The organism is Streptomyces sp. NPDC088747 (genome assembly GCF_044751025.1).
Classification (GTDB): domain Bacteria; phylum Actinomycetota; class Actinomycetes; order Streptomycetales; family Streptomycetaceae; genus Streptomyces.
In genome coordinates this window covers 598,287-613,658 of the sequence record NZ_JBIVKZ010000002.1, presented here as the reverse complement: position 1 = coordinate 613,658, position 15,372 = coordinate 598,287, and the positions used below count along the sequence as shown (strand labels likewise).

15 protein-coding genes and 1 tRNA gene are annotated in these 15,372 nt (G+C 70.3%); 10 read left to right on the top strand and 6 right to left on the bottom strand.

Features of this window, described 5'->3' with window-relative positions; genetic code table 11:
• The first annotated feature begins 242 nt into the window (after positions 1-242).
• Together serS and ACIP79_RS07230 are read left to right on the top strand one after the other, a co-directional pair.
• A complete protein-coding gene (gene serS / locus ACIP79_RS07235; protein ID WP_383679103.1) occupies positions 243-1,520 on the top strand; it encodes a serine--tRNA ligase in 1,278 nt (425 codons plus the stop codon).
• Positions 1,517-2,359, top strand: a complete 843-nt coding sequence (locus tag ACIP79_RS07230; RefSeq protein WP_401220407.1) for an HAD family hydrolase — start codon at positions 1,517-1,519, stop codon at positions 2,357-2,359. Before serS ends, ACIP79_RS07230 begins: the two co-directional genes overlap by 4 nt.
• Positions 2,360-2,572: 213 nt before the next feature.
• Here the strand turns inward: ACIP79_RS07230 and ACIP79_RS07225 are convergent.
• The 6 genes from ACIP79_RS07225 to ACIP79_RS07200 form a co-directional block, all read right to left on the bottom strand.
• A tRNA-Ser gene (locus ACIP79_RS07225) sits at positions 2,573-2,660 on the bottom strand.
• 262 nt (positions 2,661-2,922) lie between these two features.
• A complete protein-coding gene (locus ACIP79_RS07220) occupies positions 2,923-3,177 on the bottom strand; it encodes a hypothetical protein (protein WP_401220404.1) in 255 nt (84 codons plus the stop codon).
• A gap of 129 nt (positions 3,178-3,306) precedes the next feature.
• Positions 3,307-4,026: an ABC transporter permease gene (locus ACIP79_RS07215; RefSeq protein WP_401220401.1), complete on the bottom strand. Its 720-nt coding sequence runs from the start codon at positions 4,024-4,026 to the stop codon at positions 3,307-3,309.
• Between the two features lie 10 nt (positions 4,027-4,036).
• Positions 4,037-4,948, bottom strand: a complete 912-nt coding sequence (locus ACIP79_RS07210) for an ABC transporter ATP-binding protein (RefSeq protein WP_401220398.1) — start codon at positions 4,946-4,948, stop codon at positions 4,037-4,039.
• Complete coding sequence (locus ACIP79_RS07205; protein ID WP_401220395.1) at positions 4,945-5,862, bottom strand: ABC transporter permease subunit; 918 nt, start codon at positions 5,860-5,862, stop codon at positions 4,945-4,947. Before ACIP79_RS07205 ends, ACIP79_RS07210 begins: the two co-directional genes overlap by 4 nt.
• On the bottom strand, positions 5,852-6,856 hold the full coding sequence (locus ACIP79_RS07200) for an ABC transporter ATP-binding protein (protein ID WP_401220924.1): 1,005 nt from the start codon (positions 6,854-6,856) through the stop codon (positions 5,852-5,854). The genes ACIP79_RS07205 and ACIP79_RS07200 overlap by 11 nt, the downstream gene beginning before the upstream one ends.
• Positions 6,857-7,107: 251 nt before the next feature.
• Here ACIP79_RS07200 and ACIP79_RS07195 point away from each other — a divergent pair, with 251 nt between their 5' ends.
• From ACIP79_RS07195 to ACIP79_RS07160, 8 genes are all read left to right on the top strand, one after another.
• The gene (locus tag ACIP79_RS07195) at positions 7,108-7,950 is read left to right on the top strand and encodes a M24 family metallopeptidase (protein ID WP_401220393.1); all 843 of its coding nucleotides are present in this window, start codon (positions 7,108-7,110) and stop codon (positions 7,948-7,950) included.
• On the top strand, positions 7,947-9,707 hold the full coding sequence (locus ACIP79_RS07190) for an SDR family oxidoreductase (RefSeq protein ID WP_401220391.1): 1,761 nt from the start codon (positions 7,947-7,949) through the stop codon (positions 9,705-9,707). Before ACIP79_RS07195 ends, ACIP79_RS07190 begins: the two co-directional genes overlap by 4 nt.
• Positions 9,708-9,805: 98 nt before the next feature.
• Entirely contained in the window at positions 9,806-10,726 is a 921-nt protein-coding gene (locus ACIP79_RS07185) for a metal-dependent hydrolase (RefSeq protein WP_401220388.1), read from the top strand.
• Between the two features lie 48 nt (positions 10,727-10,774).
• A complete protein-coding gene (locus ACIP79_RS07180) occupies positions 10,775-11,923 on the top strand; it encodes a MerR family transcriptional regulator (RefSeq protein ID WP_401220385.1) in 1,149 nt (382 codons plus the stop codon).
• A 123-nt stretch (positions 11,924-12,046) separates the two neighbouring features.
• Positions 12,047-12,595, top strand: coding sequence for an RNA 2'-phosphotransferase (locus tag ACIP79_RS07175; protein ID WP_401220382.1), 549 nt, complete (start codon positions 12,047-12,049; stop codon positions 12,593-12,595).
• A gap of 8 nt (positions 12,596-12,603) precedes the next feature.
• Positions 12,604-13,062: a hypothetical protein gene (locus tag ACIP79_RS07170; RefSeq protein WP_401220380.1), complete on the top strand. Its 459-nt coding sequence runs from the start codon at positions 12,604-12,606 to the stop codon at positions 13,060-13,062.
• Between the two features lie 382 nt (positions 13,063-13,444).
• Positions 13,445-14,347 (top strand): LLM class flavin-dependent oxidoreductase, encoded by a 903-nt coding sequence (locus ACIP79_RS07165; RefSeq protein ID WP_401220377.1) that lies wholly within the window; start codon positions 13,445-13,447, stop codon positions 14,345-14,347.
• Between the two features lie 90 nt (positions 14,348-14,437).
• Positions 14,438-15,328 carry a Cof-type HAD-IIB family hydrolase gene (locus ACIP79_RS07160; protein WP_383679142.1) on the top strand — a complete coding sequence of 297 codons (891 nt, stop codon included), beginning with the start codon at positions 14,438-14,440 and terminating at the stop codon, positions 15,326-15,328.
• The last annotated feature ends 44 nt before the right edge of the window (positions 15,329-15,372 follow it).

The following is a 15,372-nucleotide window of genomic DNA, read 5'->3' as shown; positions in this document are numbered from 1 at the left end:
GTGGATAACTTCATGAAAGCCCGGACCCCTGTGGACAACTCGCATCTCAAGTCCCGCCCCCCGCAAGGGGATCCGGTCAACAGACCGCCCGCCACCTGCCCCGATCCAGGTAGCGGAGCCCTTTTATTGACGCGCATAACCGATCAAGAAATCCAGTCCGGCATTTCGCCCATAACGTGACACACGTCATGGTGCGGAATATCGAGTCGTTGGCGGGAAGCACGCACCGGTAACCTTGAGGGGTGATTGACCTTCGCCTGCTCCGTGAGGACCCCGACCGTGTTCGCGCCTCCCAGCGCGCCCGTGGAGAGGACGTCGCGCTCGTCGACTCCCTCCTCTCCGCCGACGAGCGGCGCAGGTCGTCCGGCCTCCGCTTCGACGAGCTGCGCTCCGAGCAGAAGGGGCTCGGGAAGCTGATCCCGAAGGCCTCGGGTGAGGAGAAGGCCGAGCTGCTGAAGAAGGCCGGCCAGCTCGCCGCCGACGTCAAGGCCGCCGACGCCGAGCAGCACGAGGCGGACGAGGAGACCAAGCGGCTTCTCCTCCAGCTCGGCAACCTGGTGCACCCCGACGTCCCGGTCGGCGGCGAGGAGGACTTCGTCGTCCTGGAGACGCACGGCACGATCCGTGACTTCGGCGCCGAGGGCTTCGAGCCGAAGGACCACCTGGAGCTCGGCGAGGCGCTGGGCGCGATCGACGTCGAGCGCGGCGCCAAGGTCTCGGGCTCCCGCTTCTACTACCTCACCGGCGTCGGCGCGCTTCTGGAGCTCGCCCTCGTCAACGCCGCGATCGCGCAGGCCACCGAGGCCGGCTTCATCCCGATGCTGACCCCGGCGCTGGTCCGCCCGCGCGCCATGGAGGGCACCGGCTTCCTCGGCCAGGCCGCGGAGAACGTGTACCACCTGGAGAAGGACGACTACTACCTGGTCGGCACCTCCGAGGTCCCCCTCGCCGCGTATCACATGGACGAGATCCTGGACGCCGACAAGCTGCCCCTGCGGTACGCCGGCTTCTCGCCGTGTTTCCGCCGTGAGGCCGGCACGTACGGCAAGGACACCCGCGGCATCTTCCGCGTGCACCAGTTCGACAAGGTCGAGATGTTCTCGTACGTCGCTCCCGAGGACGCCGAGAACGAGCACCAGCGGCTCCTGGACTGGGAGAAGCAGTGGCTGACCGCCCTCGAACTGCCCTTCCAGGTGATCGACGTGGCCTCGGGCGACCTCGGTTCCTCGGCGACCCGCAAGTTCGACTGCGAGGCGTGGATCCCGACCCAGGGCAAGTACCGCGAGCTGACCTCGGCCTCCAACTGCGACGGCTTCCAGGCGCGCCGGCTGTCGGTCCGGATGCGCGACGGCAAGAAGGTGCAGCCGCTCTCGACGCTGAACGGCACGCTGTGCGCCGTGCCGCGCACGATCGTGGCGATCCTGGAGAACCACCAGCTGGCCGACGGTTCCGTACGGGTGCCGGAGGTACTGCGTCCCTACCTGGGCGGCCGTGAGGTCCTGGAGCCGATCTCCAAGTGACTTCCGCGGACGGACCGTTCCCCGCCAAGGGGGCGTTCCCCTACAAGCTCGTCGCGACCGACCTCGACGGGACGCTGCTGCGTTCCGACGAGTCGATCTCACCCCGTACGCGTGAGGCGCTCGCCGCGGTCACCGCCGCGGGCGCCGCGCACATCGTCGTCACCGGGCGCGCGGTGCCCTGGACCCGGCACATCCTCGACGACCTCGGTTACCAGGGGCTCGCGGTGTGCGGTCAGGGCGCCCAGGTGTACGACGCGGGGGAGCACCGGCTGCTGACCTCGGTGACGCTGGACCGGCAGCTGGCCGCTCTGGCGCTCGCCAAGATCGAGGCGGAGGTCGGCCCGCTCCTGCTGGCGGCGAGCCGGGACGGGCTGGACGGAGAGGTGCTGGTCGCGCCCGGTTACCGGAGGCTGGAGGGTTCGCTCCCGGTCGTGCCGCTCAGGGACGCGGCGGACCTCTGGTCGGCGCCGCTGAACAAGGTGTACGTGCAGCATCCGACGCTCTCCGACGACGAGCTGGCCGCGGTCACCCTGCGGGTCGCGGGCGGTCTGGTCGGCGTGACCATGGCGGGTGCCGGGATCGTGGAGCTGCTTCCCCTCGGCCTCTCCAAGGCGACGGGACTCTCCCTGGCGGCCCGCCGTCTCGGTGTGAAGGCGGCGGAGACGATCGCCTTCGGGGACATGCCCAACGACATCGCGATGTTCGCCTGGGCGGCGCACGGGGTGGCGATGTCCAACGCCCACGACGAGCTCAAGTCGGTGGCCGACGAGGTGACGGCCTCCAACGAGGAGGACGGCATCGCGGTGGTGCTGGAACGGTTGCTGGCGGGGGCGTCGTAAGCCGCGGTGCTGTGCCGTAGCCGCGGTGACTGTGCCATAGCCGCGGTGCTGCGCCGTCGGCGGATCGCCGCGTTGTCGAGCGCCGAGCACCGAGCGCCGATGCATCGCGACGGTGCCATTCAGATCTCTTGAGACCACGTGCCACCGCGGGAGACCACATGACATCACGTGACATCACGTGCGAAGTGGCCAGGTGCCCCTGATGCCGTCCTGCGGAGGATGCGCGAATCGAACGCGCGCGGGGGTTCCAGCCCCGACCACGGCTTAGCAAGCCGGTGCCTTACCTCTCGGCCAATCCTCCGGGTGGGCGGCCCGCGCGCGACGCGCGCTCGAAGCGGCCGCCCCGAGCAGCCCCCCGTGCGAGGCGGGTTCGACGGAGGGTGGTTACTCCGGAACCCGCCGCGGGCTGCCCTGTCGGGAGCTCGACGAACTGCTCCTGATGAACATCGTCGCGCCCCTCTCCCAGAACATGGCGCCGGTCCGACCCGACGGCGTTGACACAACTACTGTGCCCGCGGACCGAGTTGGGCGCCACCGAATAAAGCCGGGGCGGGCGGCTGTGGTCAGCCGCGGCGCCACCTGCGCCGGCGTGCCTTGCTGAAGAACCATCCCGCGGGCGGCTCGTCCGAGCGCCAGGGCTGCGGATCGGGACCGCCCTCATGCCAGCGGGCGGCGAGCATACGCGCGCGGGCGGACGGCTCGGCCGTCTCCGCGGACCGTATGAATTCCTGGTCCAGGACGAGGTCGTCCCAGGCTTCCTCGGACTCCTGGCCCCCGGATCCCCGGCCGCCCTCACCCCGTTGTTCCTCGGTCGCCATCCCCGTTCCTCCTGGCCGTGCGTCCCCGTTCGTCCAGTGTGCCCGGACAGATGTGAAGTCGGTGTCAAGAAAAGAGGGCTCCACGCGCGCGTGCACGGCGACAGCAGGCACGCGCGCGTGGAGCCCCGCTCACTCCTCGCCCGCCAGCGTCAGCGTGCGCAGCTTCTGCCCGGCGTACCAGGTGGCGGCGACGGTGACCACGACGAGCAGCACGGTCGCGGTCGGCAGGCTGACGTCCGAGGTGACGAGGTCCCCGCCGGTGACCTTGTGGGCCACCGCGAGCGCCCACTGCTGGACGCTGAGGGTGCGCGCGCCGGACACCAGGGTGCCGAAGAGGGCTTCCCAGACGAGGGCGTAGACGAGGCCGAAGACCACGGCGTGCCGGGTGATGGTCCCCAGGAGCAGGAACAGCGCGGCGTACGCGATCGAGGCGACCAGGGCGGCCACGGTGTAGGCGACGGCGATCTGCTGGCCGTTGCCGTTCAGGACCATGCCGGCGACGAAGGTCGGCACCGCGGAGAACGCCATGGTGACGGCGATGGCGACGATCAGCTTGGTGAAGATGATCGTCGGCCGCTTCAGCGGTTTGGCGAGCAGGTACACCACCGAGCCGTCGTCGATCTCGGGGCCGATCGCGCCGGTGCCGGCGATCACGCCGATGATCGGCACCATCGTGGCGAGCGCGAACCCGCCCAGTACGTCGGAGGCGACCTGGTCGTCGGCTCCGGTGAAGCCGCGTACGGCCACGGAGATGACGATGAGGAGCACGGGAAGGGCGGCGAGAATGAGGGCTCGGCGGCGGCCGAGCAGGGCTCGGTACGTGAGCCTGGCGACTGTGGGGTCGTACATCTTCGGCCTCCTACGCCGCTACGAGATACGAGAAGACGGACTCGAGGGACTCGTCGGACGGCGAGACCGTGAGCAGCCGGATGCCGCTGTCGCGCGCGACCCGGGGCAGCAGCGCGGTGAACCGGCCGAAGTCGACGGCCTGGATGCGCAACGCGCCCTCGGCGAGGTCCACTTCGATGCCGGACGTGGACGGGTCGGCGATCAGCGCGGCGGCGAGTGCCCGGTCGTCGCTGGAGCGGACGAGGTAGCGGTGCGGCCGGTCGGTCATCAGCCGGCGGATGCGGCGGAAGTCGCCACTGGCCGCGTGGCGTCCGGCGACGATCACCTCGATGTGGGCGGCGAGCTGCTCGACCTCTTCGAGGATGTGGGACGAGAACAGCACGGTGCGGCCCTCGTCGCCCATACGGCGCAGCAGGTCCATGAGCTGCATGCGCTGGCGCGGGTCCATGCCGTTGAAGGGTTCGTCGAGGAGGAGCAGGGACGGCTCGTGGACGAGCGCGGACGCCATCTTCACGCGCTGGCGCATGCCCTTGGAGTACGTCGAGATTTTGCGGTCCTGCGCGTACTCCATCTCGACGGTGGCGAGGGCCTTCTGGGCGGCCTTCTTGCCCAGGCCGTGCAACTCGGCGTTGGCGACGACGAATTCGAGGCCCGTGAGGAAGTCGTACATCCCCTCGCGTTCGGGGACGATGCCGATCTGCTTGTAGATCTGTTCGTTGCGCCAGGTGGGCCGGCCGTCGAGGGTGACGGTGCCGGTGGAGGGGGCCAGGAAGCCGCCCATCATGTGGATGAGGGTGGACTTCCCGGCGCCGTTGGGGCCGAGCAGACCGGTGACGCCGGGGCCGATCGTCATGGTGATGTCGTTGACCGCCACCACGTTGCCGAACCAGCGTGAGACGTGGTCGATGTTAAGCGTGGTCACAGCCCGACCTTTCGGTAGCGGCGCATCAGGAGGCCGTAGCAGCCGGCGATGAGTCCCAGGACGACGACGAGGTAGACGACGCCCTGCGCGGACGAGGGGCCCTCCCCTCCGGGGAAGGCGGAGGCGGCGCCCAGGAACGCCGTCTGGACTCCGTCGATGAGCGTGATCGGCGAGAACAGGCCGAGCCAGGGGACGGCTCCGGTGCTGGACTGGTCGAAGGCGATGGCCTGGACGGTGGAAACCGCTCCGTAGGTGATGGTCAGGGCCGCGATGACGGCCGCGATGCCGAAGCCGCGGCGCGGGGTGATCGCGGAGATGACCAGGCCGATGCCGGCGAAGAGGAGGGACAGCAGCGCCACGGAGACCAGTCCCTGGCCGAATCCCTTCGTCTGGTCGGCGAAGTCGAGCTTGGCCAGCAGGGCCCCTACGTAGAGCACGATCAGCGGTGCGGCGGTGAGGGCGAAGAGCGCCGAGGCGAGGGCCGCGTACTTGGCGCGTACGTAGTCGGCGGTCTCGATGGGGCGGGAGAAGTACAGCGGCACCGTCTTGAAACGCAGGTCCCGGGAGACCGACTGGGGTCCCTGGGAGGCCACGTAGAGGCCGATGACGGCCTGCATGATGATCGCGTAGCGCGTGTAGTCGACGGGCAGGTCCTTGGCCTTGGTGGCGACCGCCACGGCCACCATGATCAGGGCGGGGACGCACATCACCACGAAGAGCAGCATGGGCAGGACCTTGGACTTGACCGAGCGGCCGAATCCGTAGGAACCGCGCAGGGACTGCGAGTACAGCGAGCGGCGGGCGTAGGCGCGGCCCAGGCGGGGCCCGTCGTAGTTGCGGTAGCCGATGTTGTGGATGCGGGTCTGTTCGCCCGCGCCGGGTGTGGGCTGGACCTGGGGCTGCTCAACCGCCATGGCCGACCGCCTCCTTCCGCTGCTCGCGCTCGTCACGTTCGCCGCTCTGGTTCTGGGCGTTCTGGTCGTTCTCGGTGTTGAACACCTCGGCGATGTGGTGCCTGCGCTGTTCCATGCGGACCAGGCCGAGGCCGAGGTCGGCGACGATGTCGCGGACGAGGTCGTAGGTCTCCTCGCCGTCGGCGGTGAGCAGCAGGATGTGTCCGGCGCCGGGCAGGCCGCTGCCCTCGTGGGTCTCCACCCCGCGCGCGTGGAGCACGTCGCGGACCGCGCGGGTGCCGTCCGGGTGCTCGTCGGTGTCGGTGACCTCGATGGCGAGGGTCGTCGTCTTCTGCGTGAAGTCGGTGGTGGAACTGGACCGCAGCAGTTTGCCGCCGTCCACCACGACGACGTGGTCACAGGTGCGCTCCAGCTCGCCCAAGAGGTGCGAGGTGACGAGCACCGAGATGCCGAAGTCGGTGTGGATACGCCGGATCAGGCCGCGCATCTCGTCGCGGCCGACCGGGTCGAGGCCGTTGGTCGGCTCGTCGAGGAAGACCAGCTGGGGGTCGTGGACGAGGGCCTGCGCGAGCTTGACGCGCTGCTTCATGCCCGTCGAGTAGCCCCCGATGGGGCGGTACCGCTCCTCGTAGAGGCCGACGTGGCGCAGGGTGTCCGCGGTGCGCTCGCGGGCCGCGGCCGGCGGGAGCCCGGACATGCGCGCCATGTGGACGACGAACTCGGTGGCCGAGACGTCGGGCGGCAGGCAGTCGTGCTCGGGCATGTATCCGACCCGCTCACGGATGGCGCCGCCTTCGGTGGCGACGTCGAGGCCGAGCACGTGTGCGCGGCCCTCCGTGGCGGGGGACAGACCCAGCAGGATCTTGATCAATGTGGACTTGCCGGCTCCGTTGGCTCCGACGAGTCCGGTCACACCGGGTCCGACGTCCACGGAGAGCCGGTCAAGAGCGGTCACCCTGGGGAACCGCTTGCTCAGGCTTTCGGTCGCGATCACAGTCACGGTTCGAAGGTAGTGGCGCACGCCACAGCCGGTCGTCAGACCAGGGAGCTGTATCGGCATCCCTCTTCAGGTGTAGGGGACCGTAAGGGTCCCCCTGAGGTCGAACAACCGGCGACGGACCATCCACATCCGCCGAGTTGTCCACAGGGGCGACGCCGCCCTATTGACGCAGCCTCCAACCATTGTCACATTCATCAGTGTCAAGTTACGGGCACGTACGGCGATCGTGGTGGACGGACGGTGGCATGAGCGGTGCGGCGACGGGTGAACTCTCCGCGGAGCTGCGGGGGTTCAGGGACGTGCAGCGGCTCGCCTACGAGTGCGCGGAGGCGGTGGCGGCCCGGCTGGAGCCGGGGGTGACCGAGCGCGAGGCGGCGCGCATGCAGCGTGAGTGGCTGCGCGGGCGCGGGGTGCGGGACTGGTTCCACCTGCCCTTCGCCTGGTTCGGGGACCGCACGGCGTTCACCGGCTTCCGCGTCCCGCTCCAGTTCTTCCCCACCAACCGCAGGCTGAAGGCGGGGATGCCGTTCATCCTCGACATGGCCCCGGTCCACAAGGGCTTCACGGCGGACATCGGTTACTCGGGCTCCCTGGGGCTCAATCCCGTGCAGGACAAGCTGATGGCCGACCTCAGGGCCCATCGCGAGCTGATCCTGCGCGAGGTGCGTGAGCGTCGCCCGCTGCGCGAGATCTACCAGGACGTGGACCGGCTCATGGTCCGCCAGGGGTACGCGAACCGGCACCGGGCCTATCCGTTCGGTGTGATCGCCCACAAGGTCGACCGGGTGAAGGAACGCCCTTGGTCACCCCACCTGTTCGGGTTCGGTATCCAGTCCCTGAAGGGGCTGGCGAGCGACGCCCTGCACGGTCACCGCGACGGCTGGTCGCCGCTGTGGTCGCCGTACAGGTTCTCCGACCACCCACCCCGTCCGGGGCTGTGGGCGGTCGAACCGCACCTCGGATTCCGGGGTACGGGCGCGAAGTTCGAGGAGATCCTGGTCGTCACCGACTCGAAGGACCCCGAGGCGAGCGCGTTCTGGCTGGACGACGATCTGCCGCACGTGCGGCGCTGGGCGGAGGACAAGTGAGTCTCACGAGGGCGCGCGAGCGCTGGGTGCGGACGGGCGGGGTCGAGCTGTGCGTGGCGGAGCTGGGCGATCAGCGGCAGCCGACGGTCGTTCTCGTGCACGGCTATCCGGACTCCAAGGAGGTGTGGACCGAGGTCGCCGGGAAGCTCTCCGAGCGCTTCCACGTGGTGCTGTACGACGTCCGCGGGCACGGCAGGTCATCGGCGCCGCAGCCGCTGCGGGGCGGGTTCACGCTGGAGAAGCTGACGGACGACTTCCTGGCCGTCGTGGACGCGGTGAGTCCTGACAAGCCGGTGCACCTGGTGGGGCACGACTGGGGTTCGGTGCAGGCCTGGGAGTTCGTCACGGTCGCCCGCACCGAGGGCAGGATCGCGTCCTTCACGTCGATGTCCGGCCCCTCTCTCGATCACTTCGGGCACTGGATCAAGCAGCGCGTGAAGCGGCCCACCCCGCGCGGGGTCGGCCAGCTCCTCGGCCAGGGCGCCAAGTCCTGGTACGTGTATCTGCTGCACACGCCGGTGCTGCCCGAGCTGGCCTGGCGCGGGCCCCTGGGCAGGCAGTGGCCCAAGATCCTGCGGCGCGTCGAGAAGGTCCCCTCGGACGGTTACCCCACGCCCTCGCTGCCCTCGGACGCGGCGCACGGCGCCTGGCTGTACCGGGACAACGTGCGGGCGCGGTTGGGCAGGCCGCGCGAGGACGCGTACGCGCACGCGCCCGTGCAGCTCATCACGCCCCTGGGGGACGCGTTCCTCTCCGAGCGGCTCAACGACGGGCTGGAGCGGTGGGCCCCGGGTCTCGTGCGCCGAACTCTCCCCGCCAAGCACTGGGTTCCGCGCACCCGGCCCGATCAACTGGCGGCCCGGATCACCGAGTTCGTGCACGCCAACGAGGACGGCGTGCCCTTGGGGGACACCGTGGCCACCGGCAGGCACGCGGACCGGTTCGGCGGACAGCTCGTGCTGGTCACCGGCGCGGGGAGCGGCATCGGGCGGGCCACCGCCTACGCGTTCGCCGAGGCCGGCGCGCGCGTGGTGGCCGTCGACCGTGACGCGGAGGGTGCCGCCCGTACGGCGGAGATGTCCCGGCTGATCGGCTCCCCCGAGGCCTGGGCAGAGACCGTCGACGTCTCCGACGAGCAGGCCATGGAGAAGCTCGCCGAGAAGGTCGCCACCGAGTACGGCGTCGTGGACGTGCTGGTGAACAACGCCGGCATCGGACTCTCCGGGTCCTTCCTCGACACCACTCCCGAGGACTGGAAGAAGGTCCTCGACGTGAATCTGTGGGGCGTGATCCACGGCTGTCGGCTCTTCGGGAAGCAGATGGCCGAGCGCGGGCAGGGCGGCCACATCGTCAACACCGCGTCGGCTGCGGCGTACCAGCCGTCGAAGGCGCTCCCCGCCTACAGCACCTCCAAGGCGGCCGTGCTGATGCTCAGCGAGTGCCTGCGCGCGGAGCTGGCGGGGCAGGGGATCGGCGTCTCGGCGATATGCCCCGGTTTCGTCAACACCAACATCGCCTCCACCGCGCACTTCGCCGGTGTCGACGAGAGCGAGGAGCGGCGGTGCCAGAAGCGGTCGGCGCGGCTGTACGGGCTGCGCAACTACCCGCCGGAGAAGGTGGCCGACGCGATCCTGCGCGCCGTCGTCCGCAACCAGGCGGTCGTGCCCGTCACGCCGGAGGCCCGCGGCGCCCACCTCATGTCCCGCTTCTCACCGAGGGCGTTGCGCGCGGTCGCACGACTGGAGCCACCACTATGAGCGGGTCGGGCGGCGGGTCGGCCGGTGGATCGGCCGGTGGATCGGCCGGTGGATCGGCCGGTGACTTCGTCGAACACTGCGCGGGGGAAGAGGACTTCTTGGGAGGGGCCTCCGCCGGGGAGGACCGCTACACGATCGCTCCGCGTCGGGTCTCCTTCGACTGGGAGAGGACGCCCCTTCACTGGATCCCGGACGAGCCCACCGCCACGCATGTCATCAACGTGCTGCATCTGCTGCTTCCAGCGGGGGAGCGGTGGTTCGTGAAGGTCTTCAAGGAGGCGCTCGCGCTCGTCGACAACCCCGAACTCCTCAAGGACGTCAAGGGGTTCATGGGCCAGGAGGCGACGCACAGCGTGCAGCACGCGTACGTCCTGGACCACCTGGCGGCGCAGCGGCTCGACACCGCGGACTTCACGCGGCACGTCGACTTCCTCTTTGATGGGCTGCTCGGCGAGCGGCCTCCGCTGGGAGCGCCCGTCCCGCCGCGGGAGTGGCTGCGTTTCCGCTTGTCGGTGATCGCGGCGATCGAGCAGTTCACCGCGGTGCTGGGCGACTGGGTGCTCGCGGCGGAGGGCCTGGACCTCGCCGACGCCGACGAGGTCATGCTCGACCTGCTGCGCTGGCACGGCGCGGAGGAGGTCGAACACCGCGCCGTCGCCTTCGACATGTACCAGCACTGCGGCGGCGAGGGCCTGCCCCGGTACGCGCGCCGGGTGGCGGGGATGGCGGTCACCGCGCCGGTGCTGCTCTACCTGTGGGGGTGGGGGGCGGCCTATCTCATCCGGCACGACCCCCAGCTCGCCGGACGCCTGCGCTACTCGCTCGCCGCACACAACAGTGCCGTCCGAAAAGGCCTGTTGCCCACCTGGAAAGAGCTGGGAGCGGCCGTGCCCCGCTATCTGCGGCGGTCGTACCATCCCTCGCAGGAGGGCTCGCTGCGCCGGGCGGCGGAGTACCTGGCGCGGTCGCCCGCGGCTCGCTCAGCGGCGGGAGCGATCGGCCGGGCGGCCATCGCGTAGCGACTTCGCCGGGCGGACCCGCCCGGCGACTCGGGAGGGCGGGGAACCGTGAACGAGGAGCCGGTGGATACGGCGGCGGGCCGGGTCGACGGGGGCGGCGCGATGAACGCCCCGGGCCGGCTCGACAGGGGCGGTGCGGTGGAAGCCGCAGGCGGACTCGACAGGCCCGGCGTGGCGAACGCCGCGGGCCGACCCGACATCGCCTGCGCGGCGAACGCCGAGGGCGCGGGGCCCGGAAACGGCCCCGCGACGGACGGCACCCCCGCCGCCCAACCCGCCTACCGCATAGAGGATCTGGCGCACAGAAGCGGTGCCACGGTCCGTACCATCCGGGCGTATCAGGACCGTGGCCTGCTCCCCCGCCCCGAGCGGCGCGGCCGTGCCAACGTGTACGGGGACGCGCACCTGGCCCGGCTGCGCCAGATCGCCGATCTCCTCGACCGGGGGTACACCCTGGCCTCGATAAAGGAGCTCCTGGAGGCCTGGGACGCGGGCCGGGGTCTCGGCGGGGTCCTCGGCCTGGTCGCCGAGGTGGACGGGCCGTGGACGGACGAGGAGCCCGTACGGATCTCCCGGGCGGACCTGGACGAGAGGTTCGGCGGCAGTCCGGACGCCGCGGCACTCGCCGAAGCGATCGCACTCGGTGTGCTGGAGCCCGTGCCGGGGGACGAGAACCTCTTCCTGGTTCCGAGCCCCCAAGAGCTGTCCGTGGCGGTCGAGTTGTACGCGGCGGGGGTACCCCTTCCCGCGATCTCGGGCCATCTCAGGGAGTTGCGGGGTCAGGTCGAGCACATCGCCTCCCGTTTCCTGGAGTTCACGACCGAGCACGTGTTCGCCCGCTATCTGGGAGGACACCCTCCGACGGACACGGAAGCGGCCGAGGCGGCCTCGCTCGTACGACGGCTACGACCGCTCGCGCAGCAGACCGTGGACGCCGAACTGGCGCGCGCCATGCGGTTGTTCGCCAACCGGTATCTGCGGCAACAGCTCGGCGCGGACAAGGTGCCTCGACCCGCGGGCGAGACGCATTTCGCGGCGATACCGGCCGGGACAACTGAGGCGATCACCAAGCTGGTTGGCGCCGGGCAGGTGGACGAGTTCATCGCGGCCGCCGCCGAACGGGAGATGCAGGCACGTACCTTGGATCTCCTCATGTCAAACCACAACAAAAAGCCCAAGGTTGGCGAAATACCCTGAAGAGTCTTGTGAGTTGTCCACAGAATCGCCAATTCCCCTGTGGATAACTGGACTTGGCTGTGGATCAAACCTCGGGACCAAAATCAAATGCGTGATCTCCATCCCGGCAGGCACCCTTGCGGGATGGATGAAAGACGCACCGTGAAGGTGTCGAAGTACCTCTCGAAACACCTGCGGCACCAGCCCGAGCGGATCGGACTGACCCTCGGCGAGGGAGGCTGGGTCGAGATCGAAACGCTGATCGCCGCGGCGTCGGCACACGGTTTCCGGTTCACGCGCGAGGAGCTGGACCACGTGGTGGCCGCGAACGACAAACGGCGTTTCGCCGTCGAGGGGAACCTGATCCGCGCCAGCCAGGGCCACTCCGTCGAGGTCGACCTCGGGCTGCCCACGGCGACTCCCCCCGCGTACCTCTACCACGGGACCGTGGCCCGCAGCCTGGACGCGATCCGCGCCGAGGGTCTCAAGCCGATGAACCGGCACGACGTGCATCTCTCGCCCGACCGCGAAACCGCCACGCGGGTGGGCGCCCGCCGCGGCCGGCCAGTCGTGCTCTCCGTGGACGCCGGCGCCATGGACCGCGACGGCCATGTCTTCCACGTCAGCGCCAACGGGGTGTGGCTCACCGAGGCCGTACCGCCCCGGTACATCCGGTTCCCCTCGCCGCACTGACCTCAGGGATGATCGGGGACATGGAGCAGCTGCCCAGCACCGAGGCCGCCGTCGACGCCCTCCGGTCGATCGCCTCCGAGTACGCGCGGGAGTTCGAGGTCACCCACGACATCGGCGCCGACCAGACGTCCCGCCGCAGTGCCGCGGGCGTCGGTGTGACGGCCGACCCCGACGGTTCGCTTCCGCACGAGGCCTTCGTGGAGTTCGGCGGGCTGCCCCGGCTGAGCGTGCGGCTCTATCCGGAGGACGACGCGCTGATCAGCGTTGAGGGCGTGGAGTTCCCCGACGTCCCGCGCGACGACGTACCCGCCTTCCTGCGCTCGGTCCTCGGGGGCCTCGCGTACGTGAGCGCGCGCCGGTTCCCGCCCGGCTACCGGCTCATCGTGCCGTTGCCCGGCGACCGGACGTACAAGGAGCGCCTTCTGATGGTCGGCCTGAGCCCGTGGCTGAGCGCACGCGTGCGCTGACCCTCCACGCGATCGCCCTACCCGGTCCGCGCTGTGGCAGGCCCTCCGCCCGATCACCGGCCCTCCGCCTTGTCGCCGGACGGAGCGTCGCGGCAGGTGAACGCGACCGCGGCCGGCCGGGCGAGGAACCGACCAACCGCGGGGCTTGATGACGGTGTCAGTGCACGCGAGTGCCGAGGCGGTCACCGCCTGCCGGTCCTCCGCCCGATCGCCGTACCCGGCACTCGATCGCCGGCCCTCTGTCTGATCACCGACCCCCCGTTCGATCGCCGTACCAGTCCCACGGTCACCGACCCTCCGCCCATCGCCGCCCGCTTCGCCGGTCGCGCCCCCGCCCCGCCCCTGCCGCGACCGCTTCGCTCCTGCGCATAGGCTCGGCGGCATGAGTCTGCGTCTGAGCACCGTGATCCTGCCGTATCTCCGCTGGCACGAGGGCGGTCGTGCCGCGTGGCAGCGCGCGGAGGAGCTCGGTTTCCACACCGCGTTCACGTACGACCATCTGTCGTGGCGGACCTTCCGGGACGGTCCGTGGTTCGGAGCCGTCCCGACGCTGACCGCCGCGGCCGCCGTCACCGACCGCCTGCGCCTCGGCACGCTGGTGACCTCGCCGAACTTCCGGCATCCGGTGACCCTCGCCAAGGAACTGATCTCCCTCGACGACATCTCCAACGGCCGGGTCACCCTGGGAATCGGCGCCGGCGGCACCGGCTTCGACGCGACGGCGCTCGGGCAGGAGCCCTGGACCCCGCGCGAGCGCGCCAACCGTCTCGCCGAGTTCGTCCCGCTGCTGGACCGCCTCCTCACCGAGGACTCCGTGTCGTACGGCGGCGACTACTACTCGGCGCACGAGGCCCGCAACATCCCCGGCTGCGTCCAGCGCCCCCGGCTGCCGTTCGCGGTGGCCGCCACCGGGCCGCGCGGACTGGCGCTCGCGGCGCGGTACGGACAGGCGTGGGTGACGACGGGCGACCCGAAGCTGTACGAGGAGGGCACTCCTGAACAGTCGGTTCAAGCCATTCGCGGCCAGGTCGAAAAGCTGGGTGCGGCCTGTGCCGAAGCCGGTCGTGACGTGGGCGAACTCGACAAGATCCTGCTCACCGGCTTCACCCCGGACCGTGGCCGTCCGCTGGAGTCGGTGGACGCGTTCGTCGATTTCGCGGGCCGTCACGCGGAGCTGGGCTTCACCGACCTGGTGCTCCACTGGCCGATCCCCGAATCCGACTTCGCGGCGGACGAGAAGGTCTTCGAGCGGATCGCCCTGGAGGCGACCGCGCAACTGGCCTGAATCGTCGGCTCCACCCTGACGGGGCGTAACAACCCTGGTGAGGACGGTAATCACTCACATGTGCGGGCCGCCGCCCGCCCGTGCACGCATATGCGGGACAATGGGCCGGTGACCTCAGCGACTCGACGGCCCGAGACCCCGGCCTCCATGGTTCCGACCCGGCTGATCGCCACCGATCTCGACGGCACGCTGCTGCGCGACGACAAGTCGGTGTCCGAGCGCACGGTCGCCGCCCTCGCCGCCGCCGAGCGGGCGGGCATCGAGGTGTTCTTCGTCACCGGCCGCCCGGCCCGCTGGATGGACGTCGTCAGCGACCACGTCCACGGGCACGGCCTGGCGATCTGCGGCAACGGCGCCGCGGTGGTGGACCTGCACGGCGGCCCCGGCGCCCACCGCTTCGTCAAGATCCGTGAGCTGACGCCCGACGTCGCTCTCGACGTCATCCAACTGCTCCGCGCCGCGGCCCCCGGCACCGCGGTCGCCGTCGAGCGCACCTACGGACTCCACCTCGAACCGGCGTACCCGGCGCTGCACATGGAGGCCCCGGAGTCCATCGCACCCGCCGAGAAGCTGCTCGCCGCGGACGCCCTCGACGCCGACCAGCCGATCCTCAAGGTGCTCGCCTTCCACCCCGACATGGACCCGGACGGCTTCCTCGCCGTCGCCCGCCTGGCCATCGGCGACCGGGCCGGCGTCACCCGCTCCAGCCCCAGCGCCCTCCTGGAGATCAGCGGCCCCGGTGTCTCCAAGGCGAGCACACTCGCGCTGTGCTGCGCCGAGCGCGGCATCTCGCACGAGGAGGTCATCGCCTTCGGTGACATGCCGAACGACGTCGAGATGCTCACCTGGGCGGGCCGCTCGTACGCGATGGGCAACGCCCACCCTGCCGTGATCGCCGCGGCGTCCGGACGTACGGTCGCCAACAACGAGGACGGCGTGGCGGTGGTGATCGAGCAGATCATCGCCGAGCGGCAGGCCTGACCCGCGACCGGGGACGACGCCCGCGCGGACTCGCGACGACGGAT